Raw genomic sequence first — 17,551 nt, forward strand, 5'->3', positions numbered from 1 at the left:
ACTCTTTAAACAGATGTAAGCAATCTTGAAACAATATCAAATCATTTTACCAATTATGTTAAAATATTAGCAGCTAAGCTGCGCTATAGGCAAAAGGCATACAGCTAAAAGTCAATAGCAAAAATTTAAGGTGATTATAGCAATGGGGCTCACCTCTTACCATTCCGAACAGAGAAGTTAAGCCCATTAGCGCCGATGGTACTGCCACTGGTGGGAGAGTAGGTCGTCGCCTTTCTTTATAACAAAACCGTTCAATCTATATTGAACGGTTTTTTGTTTTTATAATAACTTCATTTTTTATAACTCACAAACTCAAAAAATACTTTATATACAATTAATAGGATTAAATGATAAAGTTATATGTTGTACATTATTTTCAAGTGAAACTCATTTTATAATCTTCTTTGTTTAATAGTCGGCTTAACATTTTTAAGCAAATTAAATTAAAAACCAATCAAATAGCAGTTTTGCTCAGGTTTTACTTACATATAGTAAAAACAAGTGAACGTTTTCGTAATAAAAAAATAATAAAAAGTTCATTTTTTTGAAGTAAATATATTTTTAGTGTCTTTTTTTTAATGATTTAATCATATTTTTTTTAGAGCGATTGCTTAACTTTAAAGAAACTATAATTAAGTCTCCATTAATGAAAATTCTACATTTAAGTTTTGAATGTTATCCAATAGCTAAAGTCGGTGGTTTAGCTGATGTTGTAGGTGCACTTCCTAAGTATCAATCAAAATTAGGTACTACATCTAGTGTTATTATGCCTTATTATGATAATGCTTTCACAAAAAAGAATAAACTAAATGAAATATATAAAGAGGAAGTAAGTCTAGACACGAATATTTATCAATACACAATTTATAAAGTCGATTCAAAAAAAATAGGTTTTGATTTGTTTTTCGTACATATAGAAGGTTTATTAGATAGAGAAAATGTATACGGTTATGAAGATGACTTATACCGTTTCTTAAGTTTTCAGTTAGCTACTTTAAATTGGATTAAAACAGATGCTGTTGATTTTGATATTCTTCATTGTCACGACCACCATACATCTATGGTACCTTTCTTTATAAATTATTGTTACGATTATAAACAGTTAGAGGATACGCCAACAATATTAACAATTCATAATGCTCAGTACCAAGGACAGTTTTCTCATGATTTAATGGATCTTTTGCCAAGTTTTGATTTTAGTAATGTTGGATTGTTAGATTGGTATGGACAAATTAATCCATTAGCAACTGGTATTAAGTGTGCTTCAAGGGTAAATACAGTTTCTCCATCTTATATGGATGAATTGAAGCACAATGCAAATGGTTTAGAAGGATTACTTAGATCAGAAGAAAATAAATGTATTGGTATTTTAAATGGGATTGATGATGTTTTTTGGAATCCAGAGAAAGATAAAATGTTAGTAAAAACATATAAAGTAACTAATGTTGTTTCTGGAAAGAAGAAGAATAAAATAGAATTATGTAAAAAGTATGGATTAGATCCAGAACTTCCACTATTTGGTTTTATTGGACGTTTGGTAGGAGAAAAATCAGCAGATTTATTACCAGAGGCATTTAAACAATCAATAAAAGAAAATCAGAATATAAATATCTTTTTACTTGGTTCGGGACATCAACATGTAGAGGAAGAGTTACTAGGTTTAAAAGAAGAATTAAACGGTAATTTTAATGTACATATCGGTTATGATGAAAAGTTATCGCATGAAGTATATGCGGCATCTGATTTTTTATTAATGCCATCTAGAGTTGAACCTTGCGGTTTAAATCAGATGTATTCACTAAGATATGGAACCATTCCTATTGTTAGAAGAACAGGAGGATTAAAAGATACAGTTATAGATATAGGAGACGACGGCTTTGGTATCTGTCATGATCAAGCTTCAGTATGGGATATTTGTTATTCTATAAACAGAGCAATACAATTATACAACGAAACAAACACCTTTAGAAAAATACAAAAACGAATAATGAAAATAGATAACTCTTGGACCAAATCGGCACAAGACTATTTAAATTTATATTCATCAATTAACTTACCTCAAATACATAATGATTAACAAAAAAGTTCTAGCTATTATTTTAGGAGGAGGACAAGGATCTAGGTTATCTCCTCTAACAGACAAACGTTCAAAACCAGCTGTATCGATTGCTGGTAAATACAGATTGGTAGACATACCAATTTCAAATTGTATCCATTGCGATATTAAACGAATGTTTGTACTTACACAGTTTAATTCAGCATCATTAAATAGACATATAAAAAATACTTATCGATTTAGTTCGTTTAGTGAGGCTTTTGTAGACATAATGGCTGCAGAACAAACTCCCGATAATAAAACATGGTTTCAAGGTACAGCAGACGCTGTAAGGCAATCAATGCATCATATCTTAAATCACGAGTTTGATTATGTACTAATTTTATCAGGAGATCAATTATATCAGATGGATTTTAATGATATGATTCAACAACACATTGATAAAAAAGCAGAGATAAGTATAGCAACAATACCAGTAGCTAGTAAAGAAGCTACTCAGTTTGGAATTCTAAAAACAGATAATGATAGTTATATCTCTTCTTTTGTAGAGAAGCCTTCGGCAGAACAACTTGTAGGTTGGGAATCGGAAGTTGATGATGAAATGAAGAAAGAAAACAGGCATTATTTAGCTTCTATGGGTATTTATATTTTTAATAGAGACTTGCTAGTTGAATTAATGACAGATACTGCTACTATCGATTTTGGTAAAGAAATCATACCGCAATCAATAGGGAAAAATACTGTATTGGCATATCAATACAAAGGGTACTGGACAGATATTGGAACCATTGCTTCTTTTTTTGAGGCTAATGTAGGTTTAACAGAGGAAGTGCCAAAATTCGATTTATTTGATACTTCTAAAAATGTATTGACCAGACCAAGGATATTACCACCTTCTAAGATTTATGGAACTAGATTAGATAAAGCAATGATTGCTGATGGTTGTATTATTAATGCAGATACCATAGAAAATTCAGTAATTGGAATTAGATCAAGAATAGGAAAGAATAGTAAAGTGAATAGTACCTATATGATTGGTGCTAATGTATATCAAGATATTGAAGAAATAGAAAGTGATAAGGCAAAAGGAATTCCTTATATAGGAGTTGGAGATAATTGTGTAATTGAGAATACGATTATTGATAAGGACGCTCGTATAGGTAATAATGTTATTATCAAAGGAGGAAAACATCTAGAAGATGTAAAAGAAGAAGGATATGTAATTAAAGATGGTATTGTAGTCATTAAAAGAAGAGCTGTAATTCCTGACGGATTTACTTTGCAATAAGTTTTAAGGACTAATTTTTTTATGAGTAAAGTTATAGCGCATAGTTTATTAACAGATTTTGATATTAATTTATTTAAAGCAGGAAAGCATTATAAATTATATGAGAAGTTAGGTTCACATATAATGACATTAGATGGTGTTGAAGGAACCTATTTCGCAGTTTGGGCTCCTTCTGCCACTGCTGTTTCTGTTGTAGGAGATTTTAATTTTTGGAAAGACGAAGAATATAAATTAAATGTTCGATGGGATTCATCGGGTATTTGGGAAGGATTTATACCAAATGTAGGTAAGGGAAATTTATATAAGTATAAAATACATTCCTCTAATGATGGTATTATAACAGAAAAAGCAGATCCTTATGCTAGAAGATGTGAGCACCCTCCAAAGACAGCTTCAGTGGTTTGGGATGACGATTATATTTGGGATGACACTTCATGGATGGAAAAGAGAGCAAAAAATAATGCAATAGATGCTCCTTTTTCAGTGTATGAGGTACATTTAGGATCTTGGAAAAGAAAGTCAGAAGACAATAATAGATCTTTATCATATATTGAATTAGCGGATGAATTGGTTTCTTATGTAAAAGAAATGCAATTTACACATGTTGAGCTAATGCCAGTAATGGAGTATCCTTATGATCCTTCTTGGGGATACCAAATAACAGGATATTTTGCACCAACCTCTAGGTTTGGTTATCCTGAAGATTTTAAACATTTAATAGATACATTTCATAAGAATGATATAGGAGTCATTTTAGATTGGGTACCCTCTCATTTTCCTGAAGACAGTCATGGTTTAGGTTTCTTTGATGGATCACATTTATATGAACATCCTGATAGAAGAAAAGGATATCATCCAGATTGGAAAAGCTTAATTTTTAATTACGGAAGAAATGAAGTAAAAAGCTTTTTAATTAGCAATGCACTGTTTTGGTTAGATCAATATCATGTAGATGGTATTCGAGTTGATGCAGTTGCTTCTATGATTTTTCTTGATTATTCAAGAAACTATGGAGAATGGGAACCAAATATTTATGGAGGGAACGAAAATTTAGATGCTATTAATTTTTTAAAAGAATTAAATGAAGCAATCTATGGTAGTTTTCCAGATGTTCAGAGTATAGCAGAGGAGTCTACAGCGTTTCCTAAAATTTCAAAACCGACTTATTTAGGTGGATTAGGATTTGGAATGAAGTGGATGATGGGATGGATGCATGATTCATTACAATATTTTAGTAAAGAACCTATTTATAGAAAGCATCATCAAAATGATTTAACATTTAGTATGACGTATGCTTTTACAGAGAATTTCATGTTGCCGTTTTCTCATGATGAAGTGGTACATGGTAAAGGAAGTATTATTTCTAGAACACCAGGCGATGAATGGCAAAAATTTGCCAATCTGAGATTATTATATAGTTACATGTTTACACACCCTGGAACAAATTTATTGTTTATGGGAAGTGAATTTGGTCAGCATGCAGAATGGAATTTTCAAGGAAGTTTAGATTGGTATGTTTTAGAATATGATTTTCATTTTGGAGTACAAAAACTAGTAAAAGATTTAAATAAACTTTATAGAGAAGAGGAAGTTCTGTATAAGAGTCAATTTAAACAAGAAGGCTTTGAATGGATAAGTTATGATGATCATGAAAACTCCGTAATAAGTTATTTAAGAAAGTCAGAAACGGTAGAAGATTGTTTGGTTGTGGTTTGTAATATGACACCAGAACCAAGAAAAGCATACAGAATTGGTTTACCTAAAAAAGGAAAACTAGTTCAAGTTTTTAATAGTGATTATAAAGAGTACGGAGGTAGTGGCATAACTAACAAAAAGAAGATAACAATAGAAAAGACTGATTGGAATTCTAGAAATTTTTCATGTGAAGTTACACTTCCACCTTTAGCAACAGTGATATTTAAAATAGAATAAGGTTAATGCCTATCTATTATTGGTATAAGTAGAATCATAAACGGTTTAAATTCTCATAGCTTAGTCTAATGTAGAAAATAGCCAAATAAAAATAAACTAAACCCCAAGTATTATGATAATTAATACAGAACTAGAACACAAAGGGAATCTGTTTCCTGGAAAAATTATTTCTTTTTCTCAAGATGTAGATAAGATGTATTTTAAAACAGAAAATGGTGTAATACTTCAAGTTACCATATTAAGGGGTAGCGTTATTAGATTTAGATATGCTACTGATAATAATTTTGAAAATGATTTTTCTTACGCAATTAGTGAAGATGGTGTTAGAGGATATAGCTTATTAGAAGTTGAAGAAGAAGAAGATTATTATAAAATTATAACCAGAAGAGTTGAAATTTATATCAACAAAGTAGATCTAAAAACGAAGATTGAAGATAAAGAAGGAAATGTTATTTGTAAAGATGACTGGGGCTTTCATTGGGAGCAGAGTTATGAGTTTGGAGGTAACATTGTAAAAATGAGTAAAGCTGCTCCGCAAGGAGAATGTTATTATGGTTTAGGAGATAAACCAATGCATTTAAATTTAAAAGGAAAACGAGTAGAAAATTGGGCTACAGATCAATATGCGTATGGTAAAGATCAAGACCCTCTTTATAAAAGTGTTCCATTTTATATTGGTATGCATGAAGAAAGAGCTTATGGAATTTTCTTCGATAATACTTTTAAAACATTTTTTGACTTTTGTCATGAAAGAAGAAATGTAACTAGTTTTTGGGCTCATGGTGGAGAAATGAATTACTATTTCTTCTATGGGTCTAACATGCAAGAAGTAATTACTCGTTATACAGATTTAACAGGAAAACCAGAGTTACCACCTTTATGGGCTTTAGGATATCATCAATGTAAATGGAGTTATTATCCAGAATCTAAAGTAAAGGAAGTAACTAGTAAATTTAGAGAACTAAAAATTCCATGTGATGCAATTTATTTAGATATTGATTATATGGATGGTTTTAGATGTTTTACTTGGAATAAAGATTATTTTCCAGATCCGAAGCGAATGGTTGCAGAATTGGCTGAAGATGGATTTAAAACCATTGCAATTATAGATCCGGGAATTAAAATTGATGATGATTATTGGGTGTATAAAGAAGCCATGGAAAATGACTACTTCTGTAAAAGAGCTGACGGACCTTATATGAGAGGTAAAGTTTGGCCAGGAGAATGTTTCTTCCCAGATTTTACAAATCCTAAAGTAAGAGAATGGTGGGCAGGATTGTATAAAGAAATCATTGATGAAATTGGAGTGAAAGGTATTTGGAATGACATGAACGAACCAGCAGTGATGGAAGTACCAGGTAAAACTTTCCCTAATGATGTTCGTCATAGTTACGATGGAAATCATTGTAGTCATAGAAAAGCACATAATATTTATGGTACGCAAATGGCAAGAGCTACCTATGAAGGTGTTAAAAAGTATGCGTATCCAAAACGCCCGTTTATAATTACAAGATCAGCATATTCAGGAGCACAACGTTACACATCATCATGGACAGGTGATAATATTGCTACTTGGGAACATTTATGGATTGCCAATATTCAAGCGCAACGAATGAGTATGAGTGGTATGTCGTTTACAGGAAGTGATATTGGAGGTTTTGCTGAACATCCAACAGGAGAGTTATATGCAAGATGGATACAATTAGGTGTTTTTCATCCGTTTTGTAGAACACATTCATCAGGAGATCATGGGAATCAAGAACCTTGGACTTTTGGGCAGGAAGTAATTGATGTAACTAGAAAATATGTTGAGTTACGTTATCAATTATTACCATATTTATATACGATGTTTTGGGAATATGCAGAGTTTGGAATCCCTATGTTAAAATCATTGGTTTTATACGATCAATACGATCCTCAAACACATTACAGAACAGACGAATTTATTTTCGGAAATCAAATTTTGGTATGCCCAGTACAAGAGCCTAATTCAAAAGGAAGAAGAATTTATATTCCTAGAGGAAAATGGTATAATTACTGGACACGTGAATATGTAACTGGTGGATTAGAAAAATGGGTAGATGCAGATATTGATATAATTCCATTATTTATAAAGGAAGGAGCTATTATTCCGAAGTATCCGGTACAACAATATGTTGGAGAAAAGAAAATAGAGCAACTAAAGTTAGAATCGTATTTTACATTAGATGAAAAAATAATTTCTAAAGTGTATGAAGATGCTCAAGATGGGTATGATTACATGAAAGGAAGATATAGCTTACGTACCTTTACTTTTACAGGAAAAGAAAAAGAGGTAATTATTCAGCAACATAAAGACGGAACTTTTGTTAATGAGTACGAAACCATGAAGATAGAATTGATTGGTTTGCCTTTTGAGATAAAAGAAGTAGAGATAGATAATGTTACTGTACCATTAAAAGAAGTTCATTTTGATGCAATACAAAATACATTAGTAATACCAAAGAATTTTGCAGAACTACATATTGTAGGTTAAGCACTAAATTTTGATAAAAAGCACCACTTTTACCTAAAAAAGTGGTGCTTTTTGGCTTTTAGGACTAAAAATATTCTAATTTTGCCTAAAATTAGAATATGAACAAAGCAATATATATAGCTGCCAGCGGAGCCAATTCAGGAAAATCAATGTTAAGTTTAGGGTTAATGCAATTGTTATTGCGAAATAAGCCTAAAGTTGGGTATTTCAGACCAATTATAGACAATCCTGTAAATGGAAAAAAAGATAATCATGTAAATACCATTGTCAACTTTTTTGATATAAAGTGTGATTATGAAGATACATATGCTTTTACAAGATCTGAATTAATAGATTTATTAAATGAAGATAAAGAGGATGAAGTACTTAGTTTGATTCTTGAAAAGTACAAAAAGCTTGAAGATAAAAATGACTTTGTAATTGTTGAAGGAACCGATTTTTCTGATCATGGTGCTGTAATTGAAATGGATTTAAATGTTTTAATTGCAAAAAACTTAGGAATTCCGGTGATTATTGTTGCAGGAGGAATTGATAAATCATTAGAAGATTTTATTCAAGGATTACGATTAACTTATGATTCTTTCAATAACAAAGAAGTTGAAGTTATAGCAGTAATAGCAAATAAAGTTCAGGAGAAAAATATTTCGGCAATTGTGGAAGGTATTGGAAAAAATTTGCCTCAGTCGTTATTGATTAACGCAATACCAATTAATAGCAAGTTAAATAACCCAACGATTCATGAAATAGCAACTGCTTTAGATGCAGATGTTATTTTTGGAGAAAAGTTTTTAAATGCTACTACCGGAGAAATAAAAGTGGGAGCAATGCAATTGGCTCACTTTTTAAATCATTTAACAGATGAGTGTGTGGTAATTACACCTTCTGATAGATCTGATATTTTATTAGGTACTTTACAAGCTAATATTTCTAGTAAATACCCAACAATTTCAGGAATTATTCTAACAGGAAATATGGAGTTAAGTCCATCGGTTATTGAATTAATAAATGGTTTAGAGAAAGTAGTACCAATTTTAAAAGTAAATGGAGGAACTTTTGGAATCGCATCTAAATTAGGGTCGATTCGTTCACATATTTATGCAGAGAATAAGAATAAAATTAAATTATCAATTAACACTTTTGAGAAATATGTTGATGTTGATGCATTGAGTGATAAATTGATAACTTATAAAGGTACCAATGTTCTTACACCAAGAATGTTTCAGTACAACCTTATAAAAAGAGTTAAGTTAGCTAAAAAACACATTGTATTACCAGAAGGAAGTGATGATAGAATTTTAACAGCGGCTGCTCAATTACAAAAGACAGATTTAGTTGATTTAACTATCTTAGGTAAAAGAGTAAATATTGAAGCAGCTGTAAAGCGTTTGAATATTTCATTTGATTTTGAAAAAACTCAAATTATAAATCCAATAACTTCTGATTACTTTAGTGATTTTTCCAATACATTGTATGAATTAAGAAAGCACAAAGGTATAAGTCCGGCAATGGCTGAAGATTTAATGGCTGATGTTTCTTACTTCGGAACCATGATGGTTTATAAAGGTTTAGCAGATGGAATGGTTTCTGGAGCAGCGCATACAACTCAGCATACGATTAGACCGTCTTTACAATTTGTGAAAACTAAACCAGGATTCTCTGTAGTTTCTTCAATCTTTTTTATGTGTTTAGAAGATAGAGTTTCTGTTTTTGGCGATTGTGCTATAAATCCTAATCCAACTTCTGAACAATTAGCTGAAATTGCAATTTCATCAGCAGATTCAAGTATTTCTTTTGGAATTGATCCGAAGATTGCCATGTTATCTTATTCATCAGGAAGTTCAGGTAAAGGAGAAGATGTAGATACGGTTAGAAAAGCTACAGAAATTGTAAAAGCAAAAAGACCTGACTTAAAAATAGAAGGACCTATTCAATATGATGCAGCTGTAGATCCTACTGTAGGAAAAAAGAAATTACCAAATTCAGAGGTAGCAGGACAGGCAAATGTGTTGATTTTTCCAGATTTGAATACAGGAAATAACACATATAAAGCAGTTCAGAGAGAAACAGGCGCTTTAGCTATTGGTCCTATGCTACAAGGATTGAATAAACCAGTAAACGATTTGAGTAGAGGTTGTACCATAGATGATATTTACAATACCATTATAATAACAGCAATTCAAGCACAAGAAAGTTAATCACTTTTTCAATATATAAAAATAGAAAATGAAAGTATTAGTCATTAATTCAGGGAGTTCATCTATTAAATATCAATTATTCAATATGCCTGAGGAGAAAGTGATTTGCTCAGGATTAATTGAAAGAATAGGTTTAGAAGAAGGTGTAGTACATTATGAATCTGAAACTAATTCAATAAAAGAGACAATAACCATAAAGAATCATAAAATTGGTTTAGAAAAAGTAGTTTCATTGTTGTTGGATGATAAAGTAGGAGTATTAAAGTCTACAGAAGAAATAGAAGTAGTAGGGCATAGAGTTGTGCATGGAGGAAGTGCTTTTACAAAAACAACAGTTATTACAGAAGAGGTAAAAACACAGATTGAAGATTTATTTTCTTTAGCACCACAACATAACCCAGCTAATTTAGAAGGAATTAAAGTTGCTGAAGCAATTTTTAAAAAAGCAAAACAAGTTGCAGTTTTTGATACAGCTTTTCATCAGTCAATTCCAGAGAAAGCATATACTTATGCCATACCTAAGCAGTTTTTAAAAGAAAATAAAATTCGTTTGTACGGTTTCCATGGAACTAGTCATAAATATGTTTCAGAAAAAGCGAATGATTATTTACAAACAAAAAAATCAAAAATAATTACAGTTCATTTAGGGAATGGTTGTAGTATTTCTGCAATTGAAAATGGACAAAGTATAGATCATAGTTTAGGATTCGGACCTGTTACTGGTTTGGTAATGGGGACTAGATGTGGAGATATAGATCATACCCTAATATTTTATTTGATAAATACGTTAGGTTATGATGCAGATAAAGTGAATAGTTTACTACAAAAGGAAAGCGGAATGTTTGGTTTAACTGGCTATAGCGATTTAAGAGATATTGAAGCTGAAGCAGCTAAAGGAAATGAAGATTGTTTATTAGCATTAGATATTAATACGTATAGAATTAAAAAATATATAGGTTCGTACATTGCGGCAATGAATGGAGTAGATGCTATTGTTTTTACTGCTGGAATTGGAGAAAACTCATCATTGATAAGAGAGAAAGTTTGTACAGATTTAGAATTTTTCGGAATTAGTTTAGATATTGAAAAGAACAATGTAAGAGCAAAAGAGCTTACTAAAATTAGTACTAATGATTCTAAGGTTACTTTACTAGTAATCCCTACAAATGAAGAATTAGAAATAGCAAAGCAATCATATAAATTATAAAAAAGATTGTTAATATTTATTGATTGAGATAGTAAAATTATACTTAATGTACCATTTTTAATACACAGAGAAATCATTAAAACGAGCATACATTGGTATTTAATAAGCAATAATTGCTCGTTTTTTTACCTCTCATTGGAATATTGAAAAGTATTCTTATAAGAGAAAACTGAATAAAAAGTAAAATTTTCTTTTAAAAAGAGAAGAAAAAAAAGATCAAGTTCGTTTTTACAAAAGTACTTGAACGAAACATGTTTCGAACTTGATCTTTTTTTATTTAATTAGACTTGTTTTAATATCAAAAAAGCATAAAAAACCCAAACCATATGGTTTGGGTTTTAAATTTCTATTTGTAATAAGTAATGTTTAGTTCTTTGATACAAAAGAGTTATAAGCATACCTAATTTTAGAGTTATACTTATTTTTTATTTTTTTTAGTGTTAATAATAGTCTGATCTCCATAGCTTATAAATAACTGTTTTTAATTACAATTATAAATGTCTTTTTATTTAAATCAAAATCAATTTTCAAAGGTTGAAACAAATAAAGCAGTCATTGTATTTTTAGAGTATCAATTACTATTGCTTAAAAATTCACCAACACTTACTCCTGATTTAAAATTATAATTTTGTTTTTCTAAAGCACTTTCTATGGCGCTTAAAGTTGCCACAATATCACTTTTTGTAATAGCTCCCATGTGTCCTACTCTAAAGTACAAGTTTTTAATTTCAGCATGTAAACCCCCAGCTATTATAACTCCAAAGTCTGCAATGTCTTTTCTAAATTGTGCTGCATCAATATTTTTAGGATAATAAATAGCTGTCATAGTATTAGCGGCAATGGCTTCTTTTTTAGGTACAATTTCTAACCCTAAAGCTAAAACCGCTTTTCTAAAAGCATTTGCATATTTGATATGATTTTTTACTCTATTAGCAATTCCTTCTTTATCAATTAAGGTAAGACTAACTTCTAATGCTCTAATTAAATTTACAGGAGGAGTACCAAAATAAGAAGGTCTTCGCTCTTCGTAAGCAGTCATAATTGGAAGCCAGTTATGAAAGCTACCGTAATAATTCTGTACATTGGTTTTTCTTTCTTTCCAAACATGCATTGCTCTTTCAGATACAACTAACAATGCCAAGCCAGGAGGTACACCTATTGCTTTTTGAGATCCTGTTAAAACAACATCAATACCCCAGTTATCTTGTAAAGTTTCTTCTCCTGCAGTAGCACAAACTCCATCTAAAATACTTAAAGTATTGTGTTTTTGCGCAATTTCTGCTATAGGTTTCGGATCTGTTAAAACACCTGTAGAAGTATCAACATGAGTAATAGTTAAAAGTTTATAATCCTTAGAAGCTAATTCTTTTTCGATAATTTCTAAAGAAACTGTTTCACCTATCTCAGCCTGAAGAATTGTTACATTAGCTCCATATGTTTCTAAAATATTTTTGTAACGTTCTCCAAAATATCCAGTAGAAATAACTAGAGCATTTTCATTAGGTTCTATAAGATTACTAACTGCCATATCCATAGCTAAAGTACCACTACCAGCAACAATAAAAGGCTGTCCTTTTGGAGATTCCCATATGTTTCTCATTAACTCTAGCGATTTACCAAAGCTTTCAATAAAATTAGGAGCAACATGACTTGTGGTTACTTCACCTATGGCTCTCAATACTGCAGGATCCATTTCAATAGGACCAGGAATCATTAATAGTTTTCTATTTTTCATGTAAAATTAGATAGAAATTAAAACGTTATGTTGTCAATTTACGTAAATGTTTTTAACTATCTATTGTTTTAAAATGAGTTTATCAATTCAATAAAAACACGTATTTATTTTTGTTTTTTGTTAAAAAAGACAAGGTGATTTTTAGAATTACGAAAACGTTTTAGTAATGTGGTTTAAGTAAAATAAAAAAGAGAGTGGAAACTCTCTTTTTTATTATTTTGAAATTTATCTCTGAATGGCTATTCGATCATTATCTATTTTAGCCCAATCATGATTTCTTATTTTATTTGTTGAGATACAACTAATTTTCCAACTTTTACATAAGTTCCATTCATCTCTATTATTAGCAGAATATACTCTGGTTATCATTCCTCTTCTAGCCATTTGTCTGGCGTATTCTCTTGAGCCAGCTCTATTTTTCTTATCGTTAATGTCAGACATGCTGAAATTATAAAAAACATAGTTAGGCGTATTATCAATTGTATTATTTGCGTGCCAAATTCCAGAAGCAGCATCATTATTTCCAGCTATAGTTTGAGCTTTCATTCCAAATGCCCATCTGTATCTAGAGTTAGTTCTTACATATTGATCCATCCAACTACCATTTCCAGTTAACACAATAATGAATTTACCTCTTAATTCATTTAAAGAAGGCCAAGCATTTTCGTAAAGAACATTATGTCTGATAGATCTTGCTGGATCTTTAAATAAACGTTGTGCTTTAAAAATAACGTCACTATCTCCTAAGTATCTTTGTAAATACCATTCTATTTGCTCGTGAAAGTTTTGATATCCTCCGTTAGAACTCTTAACATCTAATTTAATCATTATAGGTAAATGATTTTGATTGCGATTATGCCAATCTTTTAACTTAGAAAAATAATAAGATAATGTTCTTCCATATCTTCCTGGATGTGGCCAGTGATTTACAACCCATGTATTTGCAGGAATTGTTTTATTGTTGTAAGAATCTTTAGGAGTATTTCTCCAAATATCCAATTCTAATGCTAATACATTGTTTTGATAAATAGGAGTACTGTTACTAATTTGCTCTATAATATCCTCTTTTCGTTCATAAGAATTATGAGAACCTTTATACATTACTTGATTGTATTTTAAATGACCTGGTGTTGGTAGTTTGTTTCCAGTAACATTTACATTGGTTTCATTATTTATTTGTTCAGATTCACAACTTAAGCAGTTTTCAACATCTGAGCAATTGTATAAAAACAAGGTTAGGATAAATAATAAGTTTAGTTTTTTCATGATTTAGTAAGATTAATAATTAAACAACTAAAATACAGCCTCTAAATTGTTTTTTGTTATCATGACATTAACGAAAATTACCTAAATGTAAAATTTGATGCAAGAATAATAATTTAGTATTAAGAGCATTAAACAATGGTGAAAGAGATCTCAAAACAGTATCGTTTTAATTACTTAAAACTTCTTTAATTTTGTGGTATGAATTATAAGCATTCTTATTTAGTAAGATTTCAATATTTAGGATTTAGATTTCATGGTTGGCAAAAACAACCAAATTTAAAAACAGTTCATTGGGCATTAGATAAAACATTAAAATTTGTATGTAAAGGTGTGCGATTTAAAACGGTTGGTGTTGGTAGAACTGATGCAAAAGTATCTTCTACAGATTATGCATATCAATTGTTTATAGATGAGCCTCCGGAAGCAGCGAGCTTTATAGAAAGTTTTAATATAAACTCTCCTGCTGATATTAGAGTGTTATCTATTGAAGAACTATTAGATGAAAAGTTCAACATAATCCAACATCCAAAAGTAAAAGAGTATAATTATTATTTTTCATTTGGAGAAAAGAATCATCCATATTGCGCTCCATTTTTAACTGGGTATTTAGATGATTTAGATATTGATTTAATGATGGAAGGAGCAAGTTTGTTTGAAGGGCAACATAATTTTACCATGTTTTGTACCAAACCATCAGAAGAGACTAAAGTAGTAAGGACTATAGATAGCTGTGAAATTATTGAAAATACAAAGTTGACTGCATCTTTTTTTCCTGAAAAAAGTTATGTGTTAATAATAAAGGGGCAAGGTTTTTTAAGAAATCAGATACGATTAATGATGGGAGCTTTGGTTGAATTGGGAAGAGGTACTATTTCTTTAGAGTTTATAAAAAAGAGTTTAACAGGTAAAATAGAAGGGGAATTTATAAAAAATATTGCGCCAGCATCTGGACTGCATTTGAACACAATAGATTTAAAAAAATAAAGAGGAAAGTTTTAATACTTTCCTCTTGTAATATTTTATAATTTAAACATTACTCCTAATCCAACATTAGAAATATTTTGACCATTACTTGAAATTCCACTGTAAGAAGCTTGTAATGAAATATCATCTGAAATATTATAAGCCAGCATTGGTCGGTAATAGAAACCACCGTCATTTCCAGTATTAATTCCTATTCCATAACCTATATCAGCACCAAGTGTAAACTCATCAGAAATATTGAATCTACCAGCAGCAGCCAATGGTAAGAATTGAATATCTCCAAAACCTACATTATTTTCTTCTTTACCAAAGTAATTGATAAAAGAAGCAGAAGGACCAACTGAAATGTTTTCTGAAATATCGAAAAGATAATTAGCTTCAACGCTTAGAGCAAAAGAAGTAATGTTACTATAATTACCAGTAGGAAGCCCAAAATTAGCACCTAAATTAAATTGACCTTCTTGAGCATTCATTGATAATCCTAAAGCGATTGTAATAATAAAAAATAGTTTTTTCATTTCTCTTATATTTAAAGTTGTTTGGTGTTTATCCAACTTTCATGCCATAAATAAAAATGAATAAGTTTAGTAAAATGGATTAGTTATTCTTACTACTATAAATATTTAATCTTTTATGATTATCTATAAAAGATCTTCTTATTAAGAAATATTAATTATGTTAACTTTTCATAATTATTGATTTTATTAGTAAATAAGTATTAAAAAAACTTGAAAAGTGCTTTTTTTTATTTGTTTAATAAGAAATTATTAGCTTTTTATTATCATTTGAACTTTTTGTTTACAAATAGATTTGCCTTCACAATTAACAAATTATTTAATTATGAAAGTAAAATTACTATTGATTCTATTAAGTTTAATAACTGTGAATACGTTTGCACAAGAAAAAGAAAAGTTTAAAATAGAAAAAGGAAGTTGGAATTACTCAGGTCAATTATCATTAAATTTCTCAGCAGTTAATGGAGGCTTCGATTTTGTTGGAGATATAAAAGCACAGGTAGGGTATACCATAAAAGATAATTTAGTTTTGGGAATTGGGTTAGGAAGTTTCAATTCAGATTTACCGCTATTAGATAATTCAAGTAATAACTTTAAAATGAATGGAGCGAGTGTTTTCACTTATTTGAAAAAGTATTATCCTATTTCAGAAAAACTAGCATTTACTTTACAAGGAGAGATTAAATATTCTTTCGAAGAAAATGAAATAAATTATTTGGCAGCGCCTGTTATAAAGAATGATGTGTTTTCCATAGGAGTTCGACCAGGATTCACTTATTTTTTATCTAAAAACATAGCCTTGGAAACAAATTTAGGCTTTGTAGGTTACTCTTATACTCACGAACGAACTCTTAATAATAATACTCATAAGTTTGGTGTGGATTTAGATGCAACTAACGTCACTTTTGGAGTTTTATTCAACTTTTAATTATAATTCAGTAAAAAATAAAACACTCTAAGAACAATTAGTTTTTAGAGTGTTTTTTAGTGAGTTTATCTTTTCAAATTAATTTGCTTTTGTATAATGTCTCCAATAAATTTGATCAATACTTTTAAAACCTAACTGTTCGTATAGTTTAATAGCACCTTCATTAATTTCTAAAACATGTAGTATTGGAGTTTTATTTTTTGCTAAAATTTGTTCAGAAGTTTTAGCTACTAGTTGTTTAGCAAAACCTTTTCTTGTAAAATCAGGATGTGTAACAACACCACTAACTTCAATAAAATCATTTCCTTGAATACGTTCACCAGTCACAGAAACTAGTTGGTCATTATTAAAAATACCATAATAATCACCTACATTAAAAGACTTCTCACGATAAGTTCCTGGCATTACAAGCATAATTAAATCATACACTTTTTGTTCGTCTTCTTTTGTTAGTTTTTTAATTGTAGCGGTGTATTTGGGTATTTTAAAATCATTTTTAGTCAATGCCATTTGTTTACAAGCATATTCACCTTCTAAAGAAATATTGTTTGAATGATTAGGAGCTTCTTTACCGACAATAAAAAAATCGGAAGTTAGTTTGCTATAGGCATCCATTGCAGTTTGAATATTTTTAGAATTATTAAAGCTTCCAAACGGACAATATTCAGGAAGATAAAATTTAGCATTCTCATAATCAATTGTATAATTTTTATGAGTTTCTTCTAAGGCTAACCAAACAGGATTATTGAAGTTTTTCTTTTCTTTCATAAGAGTAAAAGTAAAAAAGGTAATTTTAAAAAGACTAGTATTAATTATAAATTTTAGTTTGATTACAGGATATTTTAAATAATCGTAATAGCTTATTTATTAGAAGATTAATTTTAATTGTTCGTAATAATTTCTTATATTTAAAGGAATATCTCTAAAGTA

At 30.0% G+C, this 17,551-nt stretch carries 12 protein-coding genes and 1 rRNA gene; 9 read left to right on the forward strand and 4 right to left on the reverse strand.

Annotated features, from left to right (window positions below; translation table 11 throughout):
* Positions 1 to 126 precede the first annotated feature (126 nt).
* The 7 genes from rrf to EYW44_RS09120 all read left to right on the forward strand — a co-directional run bounded on the left by rrf (position 127) and on the right by EYW44_RS09120 (position 11,193).
* A 5S ribosomal RNA gene (rrf, locus tag EYW44_RS09090) occupies positions 127 to 235 on the forward strand.
* Positions 236 to 646: 411 nt separating this feature from the next.
* Positions 647 to 2,077, forward strand: a complete 1,431-nt coding sequence (locus tag EYW44_RS09095) for a glycogen synthase (RefSeq protein WP_132723360.1) — start codon at positions 647 to 649, stop codon at positions 2,075 to 2,077.
* Positions 2,070 to 3,344, forward strand: a complete 1,275-nt coding sequence (locus EYW44_RS09100) for a glucose-1-phosphate adenylyltransferase (RefSeq protein ID WP_132723361.1) — start codon at positions 2,070 to 2,072, stop codon at positions 3,342 to 3,344. The genes EYW44_RS09095 and EYW44_RS09100 overlap by 8 nt, the downstream gene beginning before the upstream one ends.
* 21 nt (positions 3,345 to 3,365) lie before the next feature.
* A complete protein-coding gene (gene glgB, locus EYW44_RS09105) occupies positions 3,366 to 5,276 on the forward strand; it encodes a 1,4-alpha-glucan branching protein GlgB (protein WP_132723362.1) in 1,911 nt (636 codons plus the stop codon).
* A 112-nt stretch (positions 5,277 to 5,388) separates the two neighbouring features.
* Positions 5,389 to 7,791, forward strand: coding sequence for a glycoside hydrolase family 31 protein (locus EYW44_RS09110; RefSeq protein WP_132723363.1), 2,403 nt, complete (start codon positions 5,389 to 5,391; stop codon positions 7,789 to 7,791).
* 98 nt (positions 7,792 to 7,889) lie between these two features.
* Positions 7,890 to 9,986: a phosphate acetyltransferase gene (gene pta / locus EYW44_RS09115; protein WP_132723364.1), complete on the forward strand. Its 2,097-nt coding sequence runs from the start codon at positions 7,890 to 7,892 to the stop codon at positions 9,984 to 9,986.
* Between the two features lie 28 nt (positions 9,987 to 10,014).
* Positions 10,015 to 11,193, forward strand: coding sequence for an acetate/propionate family kinase (locus EYW44_RS09120; RefSeq protein ID WP_132723365.1), 1,179 nt, complete (start codon positions 10,015 to 10,017; stop codon positions 11,191 to 11,193).
* Between the two features lie 571 nt (positions 11,194 to 11,764).
* On the opposite strand, the gene EYW44_RS09125 is transcribed toward EYW44_RS09120, so the two are convergent.
* Positions 11,765 to 12,928: a pyridoxal-phosphate-dependent aminotransferase family protein gene (locus EYW44_RS09125; RefSeq protein WP_132723366.1), complete on the reverse strand. Its 1,164-nt coding sequence runs from the start codon at positions 12,926 to 12,928 to the stop codon at positions 11,765 to 11,767.
* A 225-nt stretch (positions 12,929 to 13,153) separates the two neighbouring features.
* The gene (locus EYW44_RS09130) at positions 13,154 to 14,194 is read right to left on the reverse strand and encodes a Ca2+-dependent phosphoinositide-specific phospholipase C (protein WP_132723367.1); all 1,041 of its coding nucleotides are present in this window, start codon (positions 14,192 to 14,194) and stop codon (positions 13,154 to 13,156) included.
* Positions 14,195 to 14,392: 198 nt separating this feature from the next.
* On the opposite strand from EYW44_RS09130, the gene EYW44_RS09135 reads away from it, so the two are divergent.
* Complete coding sequence (locus EYW44_RS09135) at positions 14,393 to 15,178, forward strand: tRNA pseudouridine synthase A (RefSeq protein ID WP_132723368.1); 786 nt, start codon at positions 14,393 to 14,395, stop codon at positions 15,176 to 15,178.
* 35 nt (positions 15,179 to 15,213) lie between these two features.
* Here EYW44_RS09135 and EYW44_RS09140 read toward each other — a convergent pair whose 3' ends face one another.
* Positions 15,214 to 15,696 (reverse strand): outer membrane beta-barrel protein, encoded by a 483-nt coding sequence (locus EYW44_RS09140; protein ID WP_132723369.1) that lies wholly within the window; start codon positions 15,694 to 15,696, stop codon positions 15,214 to 15,216.
* A 322-nt stretch (positions 15,697 to 16,018) separates the two neighbouring features.
* Between EYW44_RS09140 and EYW44_RS09145 the strand changes: the two genes are divergently transcribed.
* On the forward strand, positions 16,019 to 16,621 hold the full coding sequence (locus tag EYW44_RS09145; protein ID WP_132723370.1) for an outer membrane beta-barrel protein: 603 nt from the start codon (positions 16,019 to 16,021) through the stop codon (positions 16,619 to 16,621).
* Positions 16,622 to 16,699: 78 nt separating this feature from the next.
* Here the strand turns inward: EYW44_RS09145 and EYW44_RS09150 are convergent, their stop codons facing one another.
* Positions 16,700 to 17,389, reverse strand: a complete 690-nt coding sequence (locus EYW44_RS09150) for a GNAT family N-acetyltransferase (RefSeq protein WP_132723371.1) — start codon at positions 17,387 to 17,389, stop codon at positions 16,700 to 16,702.
* Positions 17,390 to 17,551 lie beyond the last annotated feature (162 nt).

The organism is Tenacibaculum sp. M341 (genome assembly GCF_004337695.1).
Classification (GTDB): domain Bacteria; phylum Bacteroidota; class Bacteroidia; order Flavobacteriales; family Flavobacteriaceae; genus Polaribacter.

What these genes read in the sequence shown, in the direction of transcription:
- EYW44_RS09095 (WP_132723360.1), top strand. Translation starts at nt 647, where the DNA reads ATGAAAATTCTACATTTAAGTTTTGAATGTTATCCAATAGCTAAAGTC.
- EYW44_RS09100 (WP_132723361.1), top strand. Translation starts at nt 2,070, where the DNA reads ATGATTAACAAAAAAGTTCTAGCTATTATTTTAGGAGGAGGACAAGGA.
- glgB (WP_132723362.1), top strand. Translation starts at nt 3,366, where the DNA reads ATGAGTAAAGTTATAGCGCATAGTTTATTAACAGATTTTGATATTAAT.
- EYW44_RS09110 (WP_132723363.1), top strand. Translation starts at nt 5,389, where the DNA reads ATGATAATTAATACAGAACTAGAACACAAAGGGAATCTGTTTCCTGGA.
- pta (WP_132723364.1), top strand. Translation starts at nt 7,890, where the DNA reads ATGAACAAAGCAATATATATAGCTGCCAGCGGAGCCAATTCAGGAAAA.
- EYW44_RS09120 (WP_132723365.1), top strand. Translation starts at nt 10,015, where the DNA reads ATGAAAGTATTAGTCATTAATTCAGGGAGTTCATCTATTAAATATCAA.
- EYW44_RS09125 (WP_132723366.1), bottom strand. Translation starts at nt 12,928, where the DNA reads ATGAAAAATAGAAAACTATTAATGATTCCTGGTCCTATTGAAATGGAT.
- EYW44_RS09130 (WP_132723367.1), bottom strand. Translation starts at nt 14,194, where the DNA reads ATGAAAAAACTAAACTTATTATTTATCCTAACCTTGTTTTTATACAAT.
- EYW44_RS09135 (WP_132723368.1), top strand. Translation starts at nt 14,393, where the DNA reads ATGAATTATAAGCATTCTTATTTAGTAAGATTTCAATATTTAGGATTT.
- EYW44_RS09140 (WP_132723369.1), bottom strand. Translation starts at nt 15,696, where the DNA reads ATGAAAAAACTATTTTTTATTATTACAATCGCTTTAGGATTATCAATG.
- EYW44_RS09145 (WP_132723370.1), top strand. Translation starts at nt 16,019, where the DNA reads ATGAAAGTAAAATTACTATTGATTCTATTAAGTTTAATAACTGTGAAT.
- EYW44_RS09150 (WP_132723371.1), bottom strand. Translation starts at nt 17,389, where the DNA reads ATGAAAGAAAAGAAAAACTTCAATAATCCTGTTTGGTTAGCCTTAGAA.